This window comes from Paenarthrobacter sp. NEAU-H11 (assembly GCF_050573415.1).
Taxonomy (GTDB): Bacteria; Actinomycetota; Actinomycetes; order Actinomycetales; family Micrococcaceae; genus Arthrobacter.
On sequence record NZ_JBNZGA010000004.1, the window covers coordinates 216,872 to 235,079 of the forward strand.

General features: G+C 65.4%; 18 protein-coding genes. 9 read left to right on the plus strand and 9 right to left on the minus strand.

The window, feature by feature from the left end; all coding sequences use genetic code 11:
• Positions 1 to 47: 47 nt before the first annotated feature.
• The 4 genes from ACQ3DC_RS07440 to ACQ3DC_RS07455 are packed head-to-tail and all read right to left on the minus strand — an operon-like array spanning position 48 to position 4,146.
• Positions 48 to 821: an ABC transporter ATP-binding protein gene (locus ACQ3DC_RS07440; RefSeq protein ID WP_157238740.1), complete on the minus strand. Its 774-nt coding sequence runs from the start codon at positions 819 to 821 to the stop codon at positions 48 to 50.
• The gene (locus ACQ3DC_RS07445) at positions 818 to 1,888 is read right to left on the minus strand and encodes an ABC transporter ATP-binding protein (protein ID WP_157238739.1); all 1,071 of its coding nucleotides are present in this window, start codon (positions 1,886 to 1,888) and stop codon (positions 818 to 820) included. Before ACQ3DC_RS07445 ends, ACQ3DC_RS07440 begins: the two co-directional genes overlap by 4 nt.
• Complete coding sequence (locus tag ACQ3DC_RS07450) at positions 1,885 to 2,853, minus strand: branched-chain amino acid ABC transporter permease (RefSeq protein WP_157238738.1); 969 nt, start codon at positions 2,851 to 2,853, stop codon at positions 1,885 to 1,887. Before ACQ3DC_RS07450 ends, ACQ3DC_RS07445 begins: the two co-directional genes overlap by 4 nt.
• Positions 2,854 to 2,862: 9 nt before the next feature.
• Positions 2,863 to 4,146 carry a branched-chain amino acid ABC transporter permease gene (locus tag ACQ3DC_RS07455; RefSeq protein ID WP_321215719.1) on the minus strand — a complete coding sequence of 428 codons (1,284 nt, stop codon included), beginning with the start codon at positions 4,144 to 4,146 and terminating at the stop codon, positions 2,863 to 2,865.
• 360 nt (positions 4,147 to 4,506) lie between these two features.
• On the opposite strand from ACQ3DC_RS07455, the gene ACQ3DC_RS07460 reads away from it, so the two are divergent.
• Positions 4,507 to 5,391 (plus strand): Bax inhibitor-1/YccA family protein, encoded by an 885-nt coding sequence (locus tag ACQ3DC_RS07460; protein ID WP_157238736.1) that lies wholly within the window; start codon positions 4,507 to 4,509, stop codon positions 5,389 to 5,391.
• A 94-nt stretch (positions 5,392 to 5,485) separates the two neighbouring features.
• Here ACQ3DC_RS07460 and galK read toward each other — a convergent pair whose 3' ends face one another.
• Together galK and galT are read right to left on the minus strand one after the other, a co-directional pair.
• Positions 5,486 to 6,673 (minus strand): galactokinase, encoded by a 1,188-nt coding sequence (galK, locus tag ACQ3DC_RS07465; RefSeq protein WP_430751935.1) that lies wholly within the window; start codon positions 6,671 to 6,673, stop codon positions 5,486 to 5,488.
• A complete protein-coding gene (gene galT / locus ACQ3DC_RS07470; protein WP_430751936.1) occupies positions 6,670 to 7,824 on the minus strand; it encodes a galactose-1-phosphate uridylyltransferase in 1,155 nt (384 codons plus the stop codon). The genes galK and galT overlap by 4 nt, the downstream gene beginning before the upstream one ends.
• 101 nt (positions 7,825 to 7,925) lie before the next feature.
• On the opposite strand from galT, the gene ACQ3DC_RS07475 reads away from it, so the two are divergent.
• Genes ACQ3DC_RS07475 through ACQ3DC_RS07490 form a run of 4 tightly spaced genes read left to right on the plus strand, consistent with a single transcriptional unit; the run spans position 7,926 to position 12,130 of the window.
• Positions 7,926 to 8,885 (plus strand): aldose 1-epimerase family protein, encoded by a 960-nt coding sequence (locus ACQ3DC_RS07475; RefSeq protein ID WP_430751937.1) that lies wholly within the window; start codon positions 7,926 to 7,928, stop codon positions 8,883 to 8,885.
• 39 nt (positions 8,886 to 8,924) lie between these two features.
• Entirely contained in the window at positions 8,925 to 10,259 is a 1,335-nt protein-coding gene (locus tag ACQ3DC_RS07480; RefSeq protein ID WP_197432395.1) for an AI-2E family transporter, read from the plus strand.
• A gap of 3 nt (positions 10,260 to 10,262) precedes the next feature.
• Positions 10,263 to 11,501 carry a threonine ammonia-lyase gene (gene ilvA, locus ACQ3DC_RS07485; protein WP_323056228.1) on the plus strand — a complete coding sequence of 413 codons (1,239 nt, stop codon included), beginning with the start codon at positions 10,263 to 10,265 and terminating at the stop codon, positions 11,499 to 11,501.
• Between the two features lie 8 nt (positions 11,502 to 11,509).
• Positions 11,510 to 12,130 (plus strand): rhomboid family intramembrane serine protease, encoded by a 621-nt coding sequence (locus ACQ3DC_RS07490; RefSeq protein WP_157238733.1) that lies wholly within the window; start codon positions 11,510 to 11,512, stop codon positions 12,128 to 12,130.
• 70 nt (positions 12,131 to 12,200) lie between these two features.
• Here ACQ3DC_RS07490 and greA read toward each other — a convergent pair whose 3' ends face one another.
• On the minus strand, positions 12,201 to 12,695 hold the full coding sequence (gene greA, locus ACQ3DC_RS07495) for a transcription elongation factor GreA (protein ID WP_321215725.1): 495 nt from the start codon (positions 12,693 to 12,695) through the stop codon (positions 12,201 to 12,203).
• A gap of 192 nt (positions 12,696 to 12,887) precedes the next feature.
• Positions 12,888 to 13,340, minus strand: a complete 453-nt coding sequence (locus ACQ3DC_RS07500) for a DUF4307 domain-containing protein (protein ID WP_321215726.1) — start codon at positions 13,338 to 13,340, stop codon at positions 12,888 to 12,890.
• Positions 13,341 to 13,463: 123 nt separating this feature from the next.
• Between ACQ3DC_RS07500 and mca the strand changes: the two genes are divergently transcribed.
• Both mca and ACQ3DC_RS07510 read left to right on the plus strand, forming a co-directional pair.
• Positions 13,464 to 14,369: a mycothiol conjugate amidase Mca gene (mca, locus tag ACQ3DC_RS07505; protein ID WP_421091961.1), complete on the plus strand. Its 906-nt coding sequence runs from the start codon at positions 13,464 to 13,466 to the stop codon at positions 14,367 to 14,369.
• Between the two features lie 98 nt (positions 14,370 to 14,467).
• The gene (locus ACQ3DC_RS07510; RefSeq protein WP_421091960.1) at positions 14,468 to 14,812 is read left to right on the plus strand and encodes a hypothetical protein; all 345 of its coding nucleotides are present in this window, start codon (positions 14,468 to 14,470) and stop codon (positions 14,810 to 14,812) included.
• A gap of 58 nt (positions 14,813 to 14,870) precedes the next feature.
• Here the strand turns inward: ACQ3DC_RS07510 and trhA are convergent, their stop codons facing one another.
• Positions 14,871 to 15,614 (minus strand): PAQR family membrane homeostasis protein TrhA, encoded by a 744-nt coding sequence (gene trhA, locus ACQ3DC_RS07515; RefSeq protein ID WP_421091959.1) that lies wholly within the window; start codon positions 15,612 to 15,614, stop codon positions 14,871 to 14,873.
• Positions 15,615 to 15,764: 150 nt separating this feature from the next.
• Between trhA and ACQ3DC_RS07520 the strand changes: the two genes are divergently transcribed.
• Both ACQ3DC_RS07520 and ACQ3DC_RS07525 read left to right on the plus strand, forming a co-directional pair.
• Positions 15,765 to 16,526 carry an isoprenyl transferase gene (locus ACQ3DC_RS07520; protein ID WP_321216230.1) on the plus strand — a complete coding sequence of 254 codons (762 nt, stop codon included), beginning with the start codon at positions 15,765 to 15,767 and terminating at the stop codon, positions 16,524 to 16,526.
• 239 nt (positions 16,527 to 16,765) lie between these two features.
• Complete coding sequence (locus ACQ3DC_RS07525; RefSeq protein WP_321215728.1) at positions 16,766 to 18,184, plus strand: PhoH family protein; 1,419 nt, start codon at positions 16,766 to 16,768, stop codon at positions 18,182 to 18,184.
• The last annotated feature ends 24 nt before the right edge of the window (positions 18,185 to 18,208 follow it).

The window sequence follows — 18,208 nt, forward strand, 5'->3', positions numbered from 1 at the left end:
AAAGGAGCCCCCGTCCAAGAGGACGGGGGCTCCTTTGCGCGGTGGTGCTATTCGACGGTGTCGGCCAGCGTCCCGAGGTAGAGCTGGATGACTTTGGGGTCCTTCATCAGCTCGCGGCCGGTGCCGGTGTAGGCGTCCCGGCCCTGGTCCAGGACGTAGGCGCGGTCGCAGATCTGCAGGCAGCGCCGGGCGTTCTGTTCCACCATGATCACCGAGACCCCTGCGCGGTTGATCTCATGGACGCGCAGGAAGGTCTCGTCCTGTTTGACGGGGGAGAGGCCCGCGGAGGGCTCATCAAGCAGCAGCACGGCCGGGTCCATCATCAGGGCACGGCCCATGGCCACCATCTGGCGTTCGCCGCCGGAGAGCGAGCCGGCCCGCTGCGCGCGCCGCTTGCCCAGTTCCGGGAACAGGCCGGCCACGAAGTCGAACCGTTCGGCGAAATCCTTGGGCCGCTGGAACATGCCCATCTGCAGGTTTTCCTCGATGGTCAGCGTGGCGAACACATTGTTGGTTTGCGGGACGAAGCCCACCCCGCGGGACACCAGCTTGTTAGCCTTCAGCCCGGTGATGTCCTGGCCGCGGACCACCACCGTGCCCGAATGGACCTTCACCAGGCCGAACATCGCCTTCAGGAGGGTGGACTTGCCGGCGCCGTTGGGGCCGATGATGCCGATCAGTTCGCCTTTGCGGGCCTCGATGCTGCAGCCGTTGAGGATATTGACTCCCGGCAGGTATCCCGCCACAAGGTCGGTGACCTTGACCACCGAATCCCCGTCAATGACCGGGTGTGCGGCCGGTGCCGCGCTGGTGCTGCTCATTGGCTGTCCTTCCCTGTGTTGCCTGTGTCTGTGCTGCCGTGGCGGCCCCGGGCCCCGCCCGGGCGGTCCTCGTCCGCCTCCTTGGCCACAACGTCGAGCGAGATGATGCCCGCATTTTCCGTTCCGACGATCGATTCCTCGTCCGCAACAAGTTCGGCTGCAAGCTCCTTGAGGCCTTCGGAGTCACCGAGGTCGACGTCGTGGTGTGCACCCAGGTAGGCGTCGATGACGGCAGGGTTCTTCATCACTTCGCCGGGCGGGCCTTCCGCGACCACCTTTCCCTCGGCCATGACCACAACCCAGTCTGCGATGTGGCGGACCATATGCATGTCGTGTTCCACGAACAGGACTGTCATGCCTTCGGCTTTGAGGTTCTTGATGTGGTCCAGCAGCGACTGTGTCAGGGCCGGGTTGACGCCTGCCATGGGTTCGTCAAGCATCACCAGCTTGGGCCGCACCATGAGGGACCTGGCCATCTCCAGGAGCTTGCGCTGGCCGCCGGACAGCGACGCCGCGTAGTCGTCCTTCTTGGCGTCGAGCTTGAACTTCTCCAGCAGCACGTCGGCTTCGCCGGTGATTTGTTTCTCCCGGCCGCCCCACATGCCTTTGAACAGCGCCTTGGACAGCCGCTCGCCGGGCTGGTTTGCCGCACCGAGGCGCATGTTTTCCATCACGGTCAGCTTGCCCATGACCTTGGTGAGCTGGAAGGTGCGCACCATGCCCATCCGCGCCACCTTGTAGGGAGACACTCCGGCGAGGCTCTTGCCTTCGAACTGCCACTTACCGGTATTGGGTGTGTCAAAGCCGGTGAGCAGGTTGAAGAGGGTGGTCTTGCCTGCGCCGTTGGGGCCGATGAGCGCCGTGATCTTGTGGCGGGGGATTTCGAGGTACTCGACGTCCACCGCATTGATGCCGCCGAAGCTGCGGGTCACGTTTTCCGCCACCACGATGGGGTCGCGCTTTTTGCAGCCGGGCCCCACTTCTCCGGCCGCGATGGGCCGGGTGTCGGTCATGTAGTCCAACTCGCCCGTACCGGCCGGTGTGGGTTCTTCGCTGTGCATGCTCATGCGAACGCCAGCTCCTTCTTGTTTCCAAAGACGCCCTGGGGCCTGAAGATCATCAGCAGCATCAGGGCGACGCCAACCAGGATGTAGCGCAGCTGGCCGGCCTGGACCGTGTTCAGCCACGTGATGGCCCCTGACTCGATCAGGCCGTAGAGGATGCCTTGGGTCAGTGACAGCACGACCCAGAAGATCATCGCGCCGATGACCGGTCCGAGCACGGTGCCCAGGCCTCCCAGCAGGAGGCAGGTGTAGAGGAAGAACGTCAGCTCAGTGCCGTAGTTGGCCGGCTGCACCGCTCCGCGGGGGAGGGTGAAGATCATGCCGGCGAGTGCGCCAAGGACGCCGCCGATAATGAGTGCCTGCATCTTGTAGGCATAGACGTTCTTGCCCAGGGACCGGACCGCGTTCTCGTCTTCGCGGATGCCCTTGAGGACGCGTCCCCAGGGGCTGCGCATCAGCAGCCACACCAGGGTGCAGCAGAGGGCCACCAGTGCCCAGCCCACCACGCGGATGAAGAAGTCTCGGTTGTTCATGCCGAAATAGGAGCCCTCAGGGAACGGGTTCATTGCGTAGAACCCGCCTTCGAAGGCCGCCAGCCCGTTGGCCGATCCCGTCACCGAGGTGAGCTGGTTGGTGGTCACGATGTACCGGACGATTTCCGCCGCTGCAATGGTCACGATGGCGAGGTAGTCTGCCCGGAGCCGCAGGGTGGGAATGCCGAGAAGCAGCGCAAAAATTGCGGAGGCAATGATGGCGATCAGCAGTCCCACGAAGAACGGGACACCGAAGGTGAGGGTGGAGATGGCGAAGCCGTAGGCTCCCACCGCCATGAAGCCGGCCTGGCCGAAGTTCAGCAGGCCGGAGTAGCCGAAGTGCACGGCGAGCCCGAGCGCGGCCAGGGCGTATGCGGCCGTCGTCGGGCTGAAAATTTCACTTGCAGCGCTGGCAAGAATGAATCCAAAATCCATGGCTGTCTCCTAACCCACGCGCTCGCGCCGGCCCAGGATTCCCTGCGGCCGGAACAATAGGACAACGATCATGATGAACAGGGCACCCACGTACTTAAGGTCCGCGGCAAGGCCGAACACGGTGGTCAGCTCCACGAAGATGCCCACGATGACGGAACCGATCAGGGCGCCGAAGACCGTGCCGAGGCCGCCCAGGGTGACGCCGGCGAAGATCAGCAGGAGGATGGCCGAGCCCATGTCGAAAGTGACGCCGGGACGGTAGTAGGCCCAGAGGATGCCACCCAGGGAGGCCAGCATGCCGCCGGTGATCCAGACGATCCGGATGACGGAGTCGACGTCGATGCCCGAGGCGGCCGCGAGGGCCGGGTTGTCGGCTACCGCACGGGTTGCCTTGCCCAGCCTGGTCTTCAGCAGCACGATGCCGATCAGGGCGATCACCACGGCGCTGATCCCGAGGGACCAGAGGTTGTTGGGCGAGATGGAAACCGGGCCCAGCTGGATTTCGGGGCTCTGTGCGAACGGCAGCTGCTGGGTGGCACCGCCGAAGTAGAACTGGATGACATACCGGACGGCAAGTGCAAGTCCGATGCTGACGATCATCATGGGCACCAGGCCGGTGCCGCGCCGGCGCAGCGGCCGCCACAGGCCCCGGTCCTGGGCATATCCGAACAGGCCGCCGCCCAACAGGGACAGGATCAGGGCCAGCCAGAAGGGAAGACCGATGGCGTTGAAGGCAAACACCAGCACCGCTCCAAGGGTGACCATCTCGCCGTGGGCGAAGTTGGTGAGCCCGGTGGTGCCGAAAATCAGGGACAGGCCAACTGAGGCGAGGGCAAGGAGAAGGCCGAAGCTCAGGCCGGCCACGAGGCGGTTGAGCAGGTTTTGGCCGAAGTCCTGCTGCTGCACCACGATGCCCTTGCCGAAGGCGAAGATCACAGACAGGTTTGAGGTCTGGCTGAAGGTCACCTGGCGCGGATTCTCCTGGCCATCAGCCAGCTTGATGCCCTCGGGAAGGGTCGATTCGTCCAGTTCCACCGTGTACGTGCCCTGATCGGGGACGCCGATGTTCCAGGATCCGTTCGCGGACGATTTGGCCGTACCGGTGAAGCCGTCCTTCTTGGCCGTGATGGTCACATCCGCCAGGGGTGCGCGGGTGTCATCGCGGAGAAATCCACTGATGTTGTTTTGGAATGTCTGGTTCGACGGGGATGGTGTCGGAGCCGGGGAAGTGGCCTGCGATGCCGGTGCTGCCACGAGAAGGATTGCCAGGATGGAGGCGCTTACGGCTCCCATTAACCTCAGCAACCCACGGCGTCCTCCGGCCGGCCGGCCTTGGGGTGTACTTCTCAAATTGAAAAACCTCCACTTGGGGGGCGGTCTCGGCTGCGCCTTTGCAGCCGTTGCGAACGGATGCAGGGAGGGGATGGTGCCAATCTGGCGCGGCACCGCACGTGTGTGAGTTCCGTCACCCTGCTTGGCTTATGGTACAGCGCGGATGTTGCGGGAAATGCCGAGGTTCAGGCGCCGATGGTAGCGATCGGATAACAACTCCGCCGTCCTGACGGGGGCGGGGAACTTTCACGGGTGCAATTACGTGAGAATTGGTACCGTAAACCTTAAGGTTTCAACACATCCCTATGGAGGAATCCAGCAATGGCACTTGGCGGCAACCCGATCTTCAACGGAAAAAGCTTCCGTGGAGCCACCCAGGCACCGCCTGTCCCGCAGGCTCCCTACGGACACGCACCCTATGGCCAGCAGCCGTACGGGCAGGCACCCTACGGCCAGCAGGCATACGGCCAGCCACAGAACATGACCACTGAGCAGCTGCAGCAGATGTACAGCCAGCCCGCTGCGGGCCCGGCGGACACCGGCAGGATGACCTTCGACGACGTCATCGTCAAGACCGCCGCCTGCCTCGGAGTGCTGCTCGCCGGTGCCGCGGTGACAATGTTCGTCAGCATGGGCCTGGCTTCGCTCCTGATGATCGTTGGCGCGCTGGGCGGCTTCGTGCTTGCCCTGGTCAACACTTTCAAGAAGCAGCCGTCGCCGGCACTGATTCTTGCCTACGCAGGCCTTGAAGGCCTCTTCCTCGGCGGCCTCACCCGGGTCCTGGACACCATGTACCCGGGCGTGGGGCTTCAGGCTGTGCTCGGCACGCTGTCCGTGTTCACGGTGACGCTGCTCCTGTTCAAGAGCGGCAAGGTGCGCGCCACCCCGAAGGCCATGAAGTTCTTCATGATCGCTTTGGTTGGCTACGCCCTCTTCTCCGTCGTGAACCTCGTCATGATGATGACCGGCCTGACATCGGAACCCTTCGGGCTGCGCAGCGGCATCATCGGCGTCGCCATCGGCATCCTGGCCATCGGCCTCGCGGCATTCTCCCTGGTCATGGACTTCACCAGCATCGAGGAGGGCGTCCGCAATGGCGCTCCCCAGCGCTTCTCCTGGACGGCCGCATTCGGCCTGACGGTCACGCTGGTATGGCTCTACGTGGAGATCATCCGCCTGCTGTCCATCCTGCGCGGGGAAGAGTAGCGCACAAGGCGGCAACCGCCGTCGGACCTTCCCAATAGCTGAGGGCCCCACCGTATGGTGGGGCCCTCAGCAGTTAACCGTACGGGGGCCGGCGCTAGGCAATCCGCCGGGCTCCCGCCGCGGGCGAGACTGCGAAAATGTCCGGCGCCTTGAAGCCGGCATCCGCGAAAGCAGTGGCGACGGCGTCACGCACCTTTTGCTCCAGGGCCACCGGGGTGAGCGCTATGGCCGCCCCGCCGAATCCGCCCCCGGTCATCCGTGCACCGATGGCGCCGCCGGCGCGGGAAGCGTCCACTGCCAGGTCCAGCTCGGGGCAGGAGATCTCGAAGTCGTCCCGCATGGACGTGTGGCTGGCATCCAGCAGGGGACCAATGGCCGCTGGCCCTTGGCTTGCCAGGAGCTCCACAGTCTGGAGTACGCGATCGTTTTCCGTGACCACGTGGCGGACGCGCCGGAACGTGACGTCATCCAGGAGGCCGCCGGCTTCCTCCAGATCGCCCACCTGGACGTCACGGAGCGCCTTGACCCCCAGCACCTCCGCGCCGAGTTCGCAGGATGCCCGCCGGGAGGCGTAGCCGCCGTCGGCATGCGAGTGCGAGACCTTGGTGTCGATCACGAGCATCACCAGGTCCGCCGGCCCTGTCTCGAAGGGAACCAGGCGCACGTTCTGGTCGCGGCAGTCGAGGAAGACCGCGTGGCCTTCCGAACCGCGGAGCGAGGCGGACTGGTCCATGATCCCTGTGGGAGCGCCGACGAACTCATTCTCGGCACGCTGTGTGGCCAGCACCATTTCGCGGGCTTCGAGCCCGGCCCCGGTCAGATCGTTCAGTGCCGAGATGACCGCACATTCAATCGCGTGGGAGGATGACAGTCCGGCTCCGAGGGGGACATCCGAGTCCAGCAGCAGGTCAACGCCCGGGACAGCGATGCCTCGCTGTTGCAGGGCCCACATCACGCCGAGCGGGTATTTGGTCCATCCTTTGGCGGAGCCCGGCTCCAGGGAATCCAGCGTGGTGCTTACCATGCCTTGGTCGCCGTAGGTGGAGAGCAGGCGCACGGAGGAATCGGGACGGACCCTGACGGCCACCCGGGCGGTGCGGTCGATGGCGAAGGGCAGGACGAAACCCTCGTTGTAGTCCGTGTGCTCGCCGATCAGGTTTACGCGGCCCGGCGCTTGCCAGATTCCGTCCGGAGCGCCGCCGAACTCCCGCGAAAACCGTGCTGCAAGGTCCTGGGTCCCGGCAGGCGCGCCCGTGGCCAGGGGATCCGGTGCGAGGTTCACGCGTGCGCTCCTTCAGGTGCGGCCGCTGCGGCGGCGGGGGTGGTGGAAAGCGGAAGGGTCACCGCGCGCAGCCGCTCCGCGACACTTTCCGGGGTGGTGTCATTGATGAAGGCGCCCATGGCAGCCTCCGATCCTGCCAGGTACTTCAGCTTATCGGCCGCCCTCCGCGGAGAGGTCAGCTGGAGGTGGAGGTAGCCGGCGGGCCGCAGGACCGGATCCAGGGGAGCCTGGTGCCAGGCCGAAATGTACGGGGTTGGCGTGGGGTAGAGGCCGTCCACCCGCCGGAGCAGATCGAGGTAGACGCACGCGAGTTCGTCCTTCTCCTCGCCGCTCAGCGCCGCGAGGTCCGGGACCTGGCGGTGGGGCACCAGGTGGATTTCGAGCGGCCAGCGGGCGGCAAAGGGAACATACGCGCTGAAGTTCTCCCCTTCCAGGACCATCCTGCTTCCGTCCTCCCGCTCGGAACGCAGCAGTGAGCCGGTGAGGGTGTCGCCACCGCCCTGGGCATCGTAGAACCTTCGTGCTGCGGCGCCGAGGACGCCCGCGCGGGGGGTGATGTAAGGGTAGGCGTAGATCTGTCCGTGGGGGTGGTGGAGCGTTACTCCAATGTCCGCCCCACGGTTTTCGAAGGGGAAGACCTGCTTGATTCCGGGCAGCTCGTTCAGGGCCTGCGTTCGCTGCGCCCAGGCCTCGATGACGGTACGGGACCGCTCTTCGCCCAGTTCGCTGAATGATCCGGTGTGGGCGGGCGTGAACGCCACTACCTCGCAGCGTCCGTACGCGGGACCCTTGGTACCCCACGATGCCTCGCCCGGTATCGGGCCCAGCGCGGGGCCAAGTGAGGGGAAACGGTTTTCAAACACCACCACGTCGTAGTCCGAAGCCGGGATTTCAGAGGGGTTGCTGGGGGTGGTGGGGCAGATCGGGCACTGGTCCGCCGGCGGGAGGTGCGTTCGGGTCTGCCGGTGCGCGGCGACGGCAACCCACTCATCCGTCAGTGCGTCGTAGCGGACCTCGCCCGGTTCCCCCCTCGGGGGAAGCCCCCGGTGGTCGGTGGTGAATTCGGCGGCTCGCGGCTTGGGGGTCCCGGCGTCATCGAAATAGATGAGCTCCCTGCCGTCGGAGAGCGTGGTGCTCGTGATAGCTGTCATGAAAAAAGTGTGACACGTTCGATCAAAAAAGAATAGTTAACAACAAAATCTAACATCGAGCCTGCTGCGGGCACGTGTCCGGCCGGGGTACGGTGTTGCCCATGACTTCCAGTTATCCCCATGAATCCAACAGCGAGCCTGGCCTGCGGAGCTATGCCACCGGCAGGCAGTATGAGCTCCGCCGCGGCGATGCCCTGGCCGTGGTCACCGAACTTGCCGCCGGCCTGCGGTCTTTCAGCAGGGGAGGAACGCTCCTGACGGAAACCTACGGCGACGACCAGATCGCACCCGGCGCTGCCGGCATTACGTTGGCGCCGTGGGCCAACCGCGTGGAGGACGGCAAGTGGTTCCTGAACGGGAAAAAGCAGCAGCTGGACATCACCGAGGTGGCCAGGAACAACGCCAGCCACGGGCTGCTCCGCAATTCCGCCTATGCCCTAGTGGACGAGTCAGAGCACTCGGTTACCTTGGAGGCCACCATCTTTCCGCAGCACGGGTACCCCTTCCTGGCGCGGCACCGCGTGCAGTACCGGCTCGGGGATGACCTGGGGCTGGTGGTCCGCCAGACCCTGCTCAACGATGCCAAGGAGCCGGCACCCTTCGTCCTGGGCGCCCACCCTTACCTGCGGCTGGGTGACACGCCCGTCGAGGACCTGGTGCTGACCGTTGCTGCCGACACGCGCGTGGTGGCTGACGAGCGCCTCATCCCGCGCAGCACGGCAGCCGTCCAGGGCGAGACCGATTTCCGGGCCGGGCAGAACATCGCGGCCCTCGCCGTGGATGTCGCGCTGACAGGCCTGCACTTCGAAGCAGGGAAAGCCCGCCACACGCTCGCAGGGAAGGACGGCAGGAACGTGAGCCTCTGGCAGGACGAAGCCTGCCAATACGTCCACGTCTTCGTCAGCACCGAGTATCCCGGACGCAGCCGCGCGGTGGCCGTTGAACCCATGACCGGGCCGGCCAACGCCTTCAACTCCGGGGACGGCCTGCGCTGGCTGAACCCGGGTGAGTCCTTCACCATCGAATGGGGGATTGACTACACTCCGGGCAGCGAAGGGTAGCGGTTTCCGAATAAGCCCCGGCTGGGGAAGTATTATGCTATGACGCCAGCAGAGGATGCCGTTACCTCCCCCAGCCCTTCCCCAAGCCAGCAACTGCCTGCATTGAACCAGCCCCTGCGGGTCCTTGCGGACCGTGAACTGGACCGCGACATACCCTACGGCGTGCGGATCGCGGCGTCCTGGGCCTGGCGCCTGGGACTGATCCTCCTGGTGGGAGGTGCGCTGGTCTGGCTGCTGAGCAGGATCAGCTTCCTTATCATTCCGGTCATGGTGGCTGCCTTGCTCGCCGGGCTCCTGAGCCCGGTGGTGCGATGGCTCAAGAAAAACAGGCTGCCGTCCGGGCTGGCTGTGGCCGTCACCGTGCTGGGCTTCATCGGCCTGATCGCAGGATCCCTGGCGCTGGTGGGCAGGCAACTGGTCGCCGGTTTCGGGGAGCTCTGGTCCGAGGCGCTCGCCGGGGTCAAGCAGATCCAGGACTGGCTGGCTGACGGGCCGCTCCATGTCACGGCAGACCAGATGGACCAGTACCTGAGGGAAGCCACCACCGCCCTGCAAAACAACACCAGCAGCATTGTCAGCGGGGCCCTGTCCTTCGGCAGCACGGCGGGGCACTTTGCTGCCGGTCTCATCCTTGCTCTGTTCATCCTGATTTTCTTCCTCCTGGAGGGGGACCGGATCTGGGCGTTCCTGGTCCGTTTGCTCCCCAGGAAGGCCAGGGCAGCAACGTTCGGTGCCGGGCGCAAGGGTTGGGCATCAATGGTCAGCTACGCCCGCATCCAGATGTTTGTGGCCTTCGTTGACGCGGTAGGGATCGGAGTGGGCGCCGCCATTATCGGCGTCCCCCTGGCGCTTCCCCTGAGCGTGCTCGTTTTCATCGGTTCGTTCATCCCGATCGTCGGCGCCCTCGTGACCGGCGCCATCGCGGTCCTGCTGGCACTGGTGGCCAACGGCCCCATCAACGCCCTGATCATGCTCGGCATCGTCCTGCTCGTCCAGCAGTTGGAAAGCCACATCCTCCAGCCGCTCGTGATGGGCAAGGCCGTGGCCCTGCATCCGGTGGCAGTGATCCTGTCGGTGGCAGCGGGATCCTACCTTGCCGGCATTCCGGGCGCGCTCTTTTCGGTGCCCATCCTCGCCGTCGCAAACACTGCCATTCGCTACATCGCCGCCAGAACGTGGGAACATGAACAAGTGCCGGCATTCGCCGGAGAGCCTTTGACGGCGGGCGCCGGAGTGGACAACACCATCCGGGACGTCCAGCCGCCGGCAGTACTCAGCCGCGGCAAGGGCGCCGCCGCCGGCACGAAAGCAGAACAACCTGATGCCCCTCCCGCTGCGGAACGGGGCGCCGGGGCCGAACCCAAAGGAGAATAGTCCGTGAACATCCTCGAAACCCTTCCCGTCACGCTGGACGATGTCCTGGAGGCGCAGAAGCTGCTCGACGGGATTATTGCGCGGACGCCGGTGGAATCATCCCGCGCCCTTGGAACCATGGTGGGCGGGGATGTCTTCTTCAAGTGCGAAAACCTCCAGCGGGCCGGATCGTTCAAGGTCCGCGGCGCGTACGTGCGCATGGCGCGGCTTTCCCCCGAGGAAAAGAAGCGCGGAGTGGTGGCCGCTTCTGCCGGCAACCATGCCCAAGGCGTGGCCGTTGCCGCCAAGAGCCTGGGAATCAAAGCCCGCATCTACATGCCGCTGGGCGTGGCGCTGCCTAAGCTGGCGGCCACCCGCAGCCACGGCGCCGAGGTGATCCTCCACGGCCACAACGTTGACGAGGCGCTCGCCGAGGCCCAGCGCTACAGCAACGAGACGGGAACCGTTTTTGTCCACCCCTTCGACAACGTGGACGTGGTGGCGGGCCAGGGCACGCTGGGCCTGGAAATCCTCGAGCAGGTTCCCAACGTGGACACCATCCTCATGGGCGTCGGCGGCGGAGGGCTCCTGGCCGGGGTCGCCGTCGCTGTCAAGGCCAGGGCCAAGGAACTCGGGCGGAACATCCGCATCATCGGGGTCCAGGCCGAAAACGCCGCCGCCTATCCTCCCTCCCTCGCCGCGGATGCCCTGGTGCCACTGAAGAAGGTCTCCACCATGGCTGACGGCATCGCCGTCGGCCGGCCCGGGCAGCTCCCCTTCAGCATCATCCGTGAGCTCGTCGATGACGTGGTGACGGTCAGTGAAGACTCGCTGGCCCGCGCACTGATCTTCCTGCTGGAACGCGCCAAGATGGTGGTGGAGCCCGCGGGTGCAGTTGGCGTGGCAGCGCTGATGGACGGCAAGATCGAGAACCCGGGAACCACGGTAGCGGTCCTGTCCGGCGGCAACATCGACCCCATGCTCATGCTCAAGGTCATCCAGCGGGGCCTCTCCGCGGCTGGGCGCTACATGACGGTCCGCATGATGCTCGATGACCGCCCCGGTTCGCTGGCCACCATCGCCAGGATCATCGCCGAAAACGATGCCAACGTCACCGGCCTGGACCACACCCGCGTGGGTGGCGCCATCAGCATGGGGGACGTGTCCATCACGGTGAACCTTGAAACCAAGGGCCACGAGCACGGGGAACAGGTGCTCAGCGCCCTGCGTGCCGAGGGCTTCCAGCCCATCGTGGTGCACTAGGACGCCCCATGGCCGGACTGGCGGGAAACGGGAGCCTCGGGCAGCGGCGGACAGTCGCCGCCCGGGCCAAGGGCGGGCTGCTCGTGCTGGGCAGCTTCGTGGTGTTCCTCTTCGTCATCGAACTGTTCAACATGGTGATGCTGCGCTCGCTCAACGCGACGTTCGGACTCCGGCCCAGAACCGCCGACGGGCTGCTGGACATCTTCACTTTCCCGCTCCTGCACGCCAACCTGAACCATCTCCTGTCCAACAGCCTGCCCCTGGTCATCTTTGGCTTCCTGGTGTTCCTCTCGGGGCTCCGGGTATTCCTGACTGCCCTGGCCTTCAGCTGGCTGGGATCCGGCCTCACCGTGTGGCTGATTGGCGACGGCGGCATCACAGTGGGAGCGTCAGGCCTGGTGTTCGGCCTGTTTGCCTTTCTCCTGGTCCGGGGATTCATCAACCGCAGCTGGCGGCAGATCCTCCTGGCCGTGGTCCTCTTCATGGGGTACGGGAGCATACTGCTGGGCGTCCTGCCCATCGTGGCAGGCTACATCTCATGGCAGGCGCACCTCGGCGGGGCGGCCGGGGGAGTGGTGGCCGCCCTCCTGCTTCGCCGCCGCAGCCAGGCCATGGGTCCGGCGATCTAGGTTCCTGACGCTTAACTGGAAACGCCGGCCGCCCCTTTCGGGACGGCCGGCGTCTCCAGGATATGGACGGCTATGCAGCGTAAGGCTTGGCGGAGAGGATCTCCACCTTGATGTCCTTGCCGTTGGGAGCCGTGTAGCTCAGGGTTTCGCCTTCCTTGTGTCCAAGAATGGCTGCCCCCAGGGGTGACTTCTCGCTGAACACGTCAAGATCGGAATCGCCGGCGATTTCGCGGGAACCGAGCAGGAAAGTCTCTTCGTCGCCCGCGATCCTGGCAACGACGATCATGCCGGGCTCCACGATCCCGTCGTCCGCGGGAGCCGCGCCGACGTGGGCGTCACGGAGCAGCGCGGTCAGCTGGCGGATGCGGGCCTCGATCTTGCCCTGCTCCTCCTTGGCTGCGTGGTAGCCGCCGTTCTCCTTGAGGTCACCCTCCTGCCGGGCTGCTTCAATCTTCTGGACGATCTCTGCCCGGCCAGCGCCGGAAAGGTGGTCCAGCTCTGCCTTCAGGCGGTCAAAAGCTTCCTGGGTGAGCCAGGCTGCAGCTGCGCTGTTGGTGGTAGACACGGACTTCTCCTCTTGTGGTCCTACATGCAAAAGACCCCGCCACGGTGGCCACTTGTGGAACAGTAACCAGCTCAGCGGGGTAAAGGTATGCCTTCATTGTAGTCAATCCCTTGGAGTTAACCCAACAACGAAGCGGCGCACGTCACATGCTCCGGCCACTTTTTCAGGCGCCGGCCCCAGGCAACACCGGACTTATGTGTCAGCGGCCCAGCAGCTGTCCACCACCCCGGAGACGGACAGTGACTCCGTGCGTACGGGCACCCTCTGCGCAACTGTGCGGCCGCCGTCGGCTGTTCCGTCGGCCTGTGCGGGCGGAATGTCCACGACCTTCCACCCCACCACCGCGAACTTGGAGTCCAGTGCCTTAACGGCGCACTTGACGGCGGTTCCGGGCTCGCGCGTCACCTGGAAGTCAACTTCCGCAAGCGTGGCGTCCGTGGTGCTGTAGCCAATGTCCTTGAACGAAACGTCGGACAGCGACTGGGAGGTGGAAACCCAGGCGAGGAACCCGATTCCCGCGGCCAGCGCCGCACCGCCGATGGCGCGCCTGGCTCCTGGCTGCAGCCTGCGCTTTTTAGCACCATAGCGATTGGCTAGGCTAGTGTTTGCGGGCGCGGATTGGGCCGGCTGGTCCGGGGAAGTCACCAGACCAGTTTAGTGCCCTTTCCGGCGGAAGCTTGTTGGTCCCAGCCCGGGCCAGCGTCCGCCCGCCCAAGTGATCCGTCAAGCGCCCACAGGCCGCAGAAAAGAATAAGGAGCCGTCCCTCGATGACAGCGTCCAGCACCTCCCCGGCGCCGCTACGGCTGCTCGCGGTCCACGCCCATCCGGACGATGAGTCCAGCAAGGGCGCTGCGACGATGGCCAAATACGCCGCGTCCGGCGTGGACGTCCTGGTGGCCACGTGCACCGACGGGTCCCGGGGAGACATCCAGAACCCGGCAGTTGAGGGGGAGCCGCACCCCAAGCGGGACATGGCCGGCGCCAGGCGCCTGGAAATGGAACGGGCAGCGGCCATCCTGGGCATCAGGCAGCGGTGGCTGGGCTTCGTGGACTCGGGCCTGCCCGAGGGCGACCCGCTTCCGCCGCTTCCCGCCGGATCCTTCGCCACCCTGCCCCTGCACCAAGCGGCTGCGCCCCTGGTGCGGCTGGTCCGGTCCTTCAGGCCGCATGTCATCCTCAGCTACGACGAAAACGGCGGATACCCCCATCCGGACCACATCATGGCCCACCGGGTGGCAGTGGAAGCCTTCGAGTCCGCCGGTGACGGTTCGCGCTATCCGGACGCCGGCGAGCCCTGGGAACCCAGCAAGCTCTACTACGACAGGGCATTCAGTCCGGAGCGTTTCCGGGCACTGCATTTTGCCCTGGAGGAGGCAGGCCTCCAGTCTCCGTACGCCGAGCGGCTGGCAGCGTGGCTCGAAGCGGACGCGGAGGGCCATACCCCGCCTCCCGCCACCCACCCCACCACTACCCAGGTGGACTGCGGGGACTTCTTCGAAGTACGCGACGACGCGCTCCGGGCCCACAGGACCCAGGTGGACCCGTTGGGGTTCTTTTTCGCCGTCTCGCCCGAGATGCAGCGCCGGGCCTGGCCGTGGGAGGACTACTCCCTGATTCACTCCAGGGTTCCCTCGGAGCTCCCCGAGCGGGATCTGTTCGCGGGGCTAAGATAGAAGCAGCCGGCAATTTCTATGTCGCGTAGAAGATAGGGTCCGGCGCCTCGCCGTCCCGCCACGGCTTCTGCCACCCGCACCACAGAAGGTATACAACCGTGCATCACCTGCTCCTCAGCCTGGCCACCACCCCCACGCCCCTGCCCACGCCCACGCTGCGTGAGGGGATTTCCGAGGACCAGGTGACGCCCGGCCTGCTGGGCTTCATCATGACGGCGTTCTTCGTGGTTGCCACCGCACTGCTGATCGTGGACATGGTCCGGCGCATCCGGCGCGTGCGGTACCGGGCACAGGTGGAAGAGGACCGCATTGCTGCCGCAGCCGCGGCGGACGTGGAGGCGGCGGACGCCGCCGAGGATGCGTCCGGCGGGCAGGCGCCCGGCACCGTGCAGGGAACGGCCGACGGCGGGACAGGGCCCGTGCAGGGAGACCAGCGGCACTGACCATCCGCACCGGCTTCCCATGGAGTGCGGAGCCATTCGTCCGCGGTGTTCGGCCGCGCTAGCTGAGGACCGCCATGGCTATGGCCGTGAAGTGTGCCGCGAAGGCCACCACGGTCAGGGCGTGGAACAGCTCGTGGAAGCCGAAGTGGTGGTAGCTGATGTTCGGTTTTTTCAGCGCATAGAACACGGCTCCGGTGATGTACAGGATGCCGCCCACGCAGATGAGGACAGCCGATGGAATGCTGGCCTGGAAGAATTGCGGCAGGTAAACGAGGGCGCCGCAGCCCAGGGCTATGTAGATGGGTACGTAGAGCCAGCGCGGGGCATCCGTCCACAGAAGCCGGAACAGCACCCCGAGGATGGCCCCGGACCAGATGACCCACAGTAGGAGGACCGCCTGGGGGCGCTCCAGCAGGGTCCAGGCCAGGGGCGTGTAGCTGCCGGCAATCACCAGCATGATGTTCGTATGGTCCAGCCGCTTGAGGACGATCTTAACCCTTGGCGACCAGTTGCCCCGGTGGTACACCGCGCTGACTCCGAACAGCAGGACGCCCGTTGCCGCGTAGACGGCGGATGTAATTTTGCGGTCCGCCGTGGGGGCAAGAACCACCAGCACGATTCCTGCCGCCAGTGCGAGCGGCGCCGTAACGGTATGGATCCAGCCCCGCCATTTCGGCTTGATCATCAGGAGTTCGGCCAGCCGGACGGCGGCGTCGTCCACAGCGTTTGTTTCGTGGCCTGATTCCGCCCTGCTGTCCTTGCGCTGCGGCGTCCGCGGGGCGTCCGGGGTGTCGCTGTTCATGCTCCCAGAATAACCTACGCCGCAGTAAGTTACTGATGAGTAGCTATGTGCGGAACGGCCTTCCGGAGCACGTCTGCAGGTCCTGGCCGCTCCGGACGGTAGCCTAGGATGTGCAAGTACGTACAGCAAGGAAGTCAGGTGAGTGAGCGCGTGGAGTTGCCCGGGTTCCTCTACGGCTTCTACGAGCGCAGGCTGCTCAAGGACCTTCCGCGTGACCGGATACCCCGGCACATCGGCGTGATGGTGGACGGGAACCGCCGGTGGGCGAAGCAGTTCAATGCCCCCACCAGCCAGGGCCACCAGGCGGGCGCAGACAAGATCCACGAGTTCCTTGGCTGGTGCCAGGAACTCGGGGTCAAAGTGGTCACCCTGTACATGCTGTCCACCGACAATATGAACAGGTCCAGTGAGGAACTGGACCTGCTGATGGGCATCATCGCCAACACCCTGGACCGCCTGGACGAGGACGCCAACATCTCGGTCCATGCGATGGGAGCCCCGGAGCTCCTGCCCGATTACCTGGCAGAACGGCTCAACAAGCTGACGGCGCGGACTCCCGTCAGGGAGAAGATCCATGTCAACGTGGCCGTGGGATACGGCGGCCGGCGGGAGATCGTCGACGCGGTGCGGGAACTCCTCCACGATGCCGTGGCGAGGGGAGCGGACATCTCCCAACTGGCCGACGACCTCTGCGTGGACGACATTTCCCGGTTCCTGTACACCCGCGGCCAGCCGGACCCGGACCTGGTGATCCGCACATCGGGGGAGCAGCGGCTCTCCGGCTTCCTGATGTGGCAGAGCGCCTACAGCGAGTTCTACTTCTGCGAGGCCCTGTGGCCCGCATTCCGCAAGGTGGACTTCCTGCGGGCCCTGCGCGACTACGCGGGCCGGCAGCGCCGCTTCGGCTCCTGACACATCCGGTTAATCACGAATTCATAGTCCCGCAACAGGAATCGCCGCGTAATGGTTGCGGAAATTAGTTGGCGTGGATTTACGTTATATCCATCAGCAGGCAAAACCGCCGGCTGATCGGGGAGGCCAGTACATGGAGCGAAACATCGCACCGGTTGTATGGGAGGCCGGACCCGGCCTCGTGGCCGAGCCGCCTCACCAATAACAATTCCGGGCTGGTGCCCGGGGCTGGAGTCGATGTGGCTACTTCTGAACAACTGCCCGAGGTCCTTTCCGACCAGGGAGAGAAAGCTACCTCTCGCGCCATGCGAGCCACCATACAAACCGGTGCGGCAGAAGATGCCGCGGCCGGTTTTGCTGTCTCCGGAAGGGAAGCCGCCATTAACACCTTCGTCATCGACACCTCCGTCCTGCTCTCCGACCCCCGTGCGCTGCTCCGCTTTGCGGAACACGAGGTGATCGTCCCGGTGGTAGTCATCACGGAACTGGAAGCGAAACGGCACGACCCCGAGCTTGGCTACTTCGCCCGGAAGGCGCTCCGGCTGCTCGACGACCTTCGGGTCAAACACGGCGGACTCAACCAGCCCATTCCCATCGGCGACGACGGCGGCTCCCTGATGGTGGAGCTCAACCACATCTCCTCCGAGGTCCTTCCGCTGGGATTCCGCAGCGGCGACAACGACAGCCGGATCCTCGCCGTGGCGAAGAACCTCGCCAACGAGGGCCGCAACGTCACCGTTGTGTCCAAGGACCTTCCGATGCGCGTCAAGGCCTCCGCCATGGGCCTCACCGCCGACGAATACCGCAACGAGCTGGTGAAGGATTCAGGCTGGACCGGCATCGCCGAAGTGGAAGTCGGCGAACAGGAGATCTCCACGCTGTACGGCCACGAGCCCGTCTTCATCCCCGCCGCCGCGGAGATGCCGGTCAACACCGGACTCGTGCTGCTCTCCAACCGCGGCTCCGCCCTGGGCAGGGTGGGGGCAGACAAGCAGGTCCGGCTCGTCAAAGGCGACCGCGACGTGTTCGGGCTCCACGGACGGTCCGCGGAGCAGCGGCTGGCCATCGACCTGCTGATGGATCCCGCCGTCGGCATCGTCTCCATCGGCGGCAGGGCAGGCACCGGCAAGTCCGCCCTTGCTTTGTGCGCCGGCCTGGAAGCAGTGCTGGAACGCCGCGAGCACCGCAAGGTCATCGTGTTCCGGCCCCTCTACGCGGTGGGCGGCCAGGAACTGGGCTACCTGCCCGGCTCCGAATCCGAAAAAATGAACCCTTGGGCGCAGGCGGTTTTCGACACCCTCGGCGCACTGGTCAGCCAGGAAGTAGTGGAGGAGGTCATGGACCGCGGCATGCTCGAGGTCATGCCGCTCACCCACATCCGCGGACGCTCCCTCCACGACGCCTTCGTGATCGTTGACGAAGCCCAGTCCCTCGAGAAGAACGTCCTGCTCACCGTCATGAGCCGCATGGGCCAGAACTCAAAGGTCGTGCTGACCCACGACGTCGCCCAGCGCGACAACCTCCGCGTCGGACGCCACGACGGCATCGCCGCCGTCGTCGAAACCCTGAAAGGACACCCGCTCTTCGGCCACATCACCCTGACCCGCTCCGAAAGGTCCCCGATCGCAGCCCTGGTCACCGAACTGCTCGAAGGCTAAGCGGGGGTGCCCGGGTGCCCCTTC

What these genes read in the sequence shown, in the direction of transcription:
- ACQ3DC_RS07455 (WP_321215719.1), bottom strand. Translation starts at nt 4,146, where the DNA reads ATGGGAGCCGTAAGCGCCTCCATCCTGGCAATCCTTCTCGTGGCAGCA.
- ACQ3DC_RS07480 (WP_197432395.1), top strand. Translation starts at nt 8,925, where the DNA reads ATGACGCCAGCAGAGGATGCCGTTACCTCCCCCAGCCCTTCCCCAAGC.
- ACQ3DC_RS07445 (WP_157238739.1), bottom strand. Translation starts at nt 1,888, where the DNA reads ATGAGCATGCACAGCGAAGAACCCACACCGGCCGGTACGGGCGAGTTG.
- ACQ3DC_RS07475 (WP_430751937.1), top strand. Translation starts at nt 7,926, where the DNA reads ATGACTTCCAGTTATCCCCATGAATCCAACAGCGAGCCTGGCCTGCGG.
- ACQ3DC_RS07450 (WP_157238738.1), bottom strand. Translation starts at nt 2,853, where the DNA reads ATGGATTTTGGATTCATTCTTGCCAGCGCTGCAAGTGAAATTTTCAGC.
- trhA (WP_421091959.1), bottom strand. Translation starts at nt 15,614, where the DNA reads ATGAACAGCGACACCCCGGACGCCCCGCGGACGCCGCAGCGCAAGGAC.
- ACQ3DC_RS07490 (WP_157238733.1), top strand. Translation starts at nt 11,510, where the DNA reads ATGGCCGGACTGGCGGGAAACGGGAGCCTCGGGCAGCGGCGGACAGTC.
- ACQ3DC_RS07440 (WP_157238740.1), bottom strand. Translation starts at nt 821, where the DNA reads ATGAGCAGCACCAGCGCGGCACCGGCCGCACACCCGGTCATTGACGGG.
- ACQ3DC_RS07460 (WP_157238736.1), top strand. Translation starts at nt 4,507, where the DNA reads ATGGCACTTGGCGGCAACCCGATCTTCAACGGAAAAAGCTTCCGTGGA.
- mca (WP_421091961.1), top strand. Translation starts at nt 13,464, where the DNA reads ATGACAGCGTCCAGCACCTCCCCGGCGCCGCTACGGCTGCTCGCGGTC.
- galT (WP_430751936.1), bottom strand. Translation starts at nt 7,824, where the DNA reads ATGACAGCTATCACGAGCACCACGCTCTCCGACGGCAGGGAGCTCATC.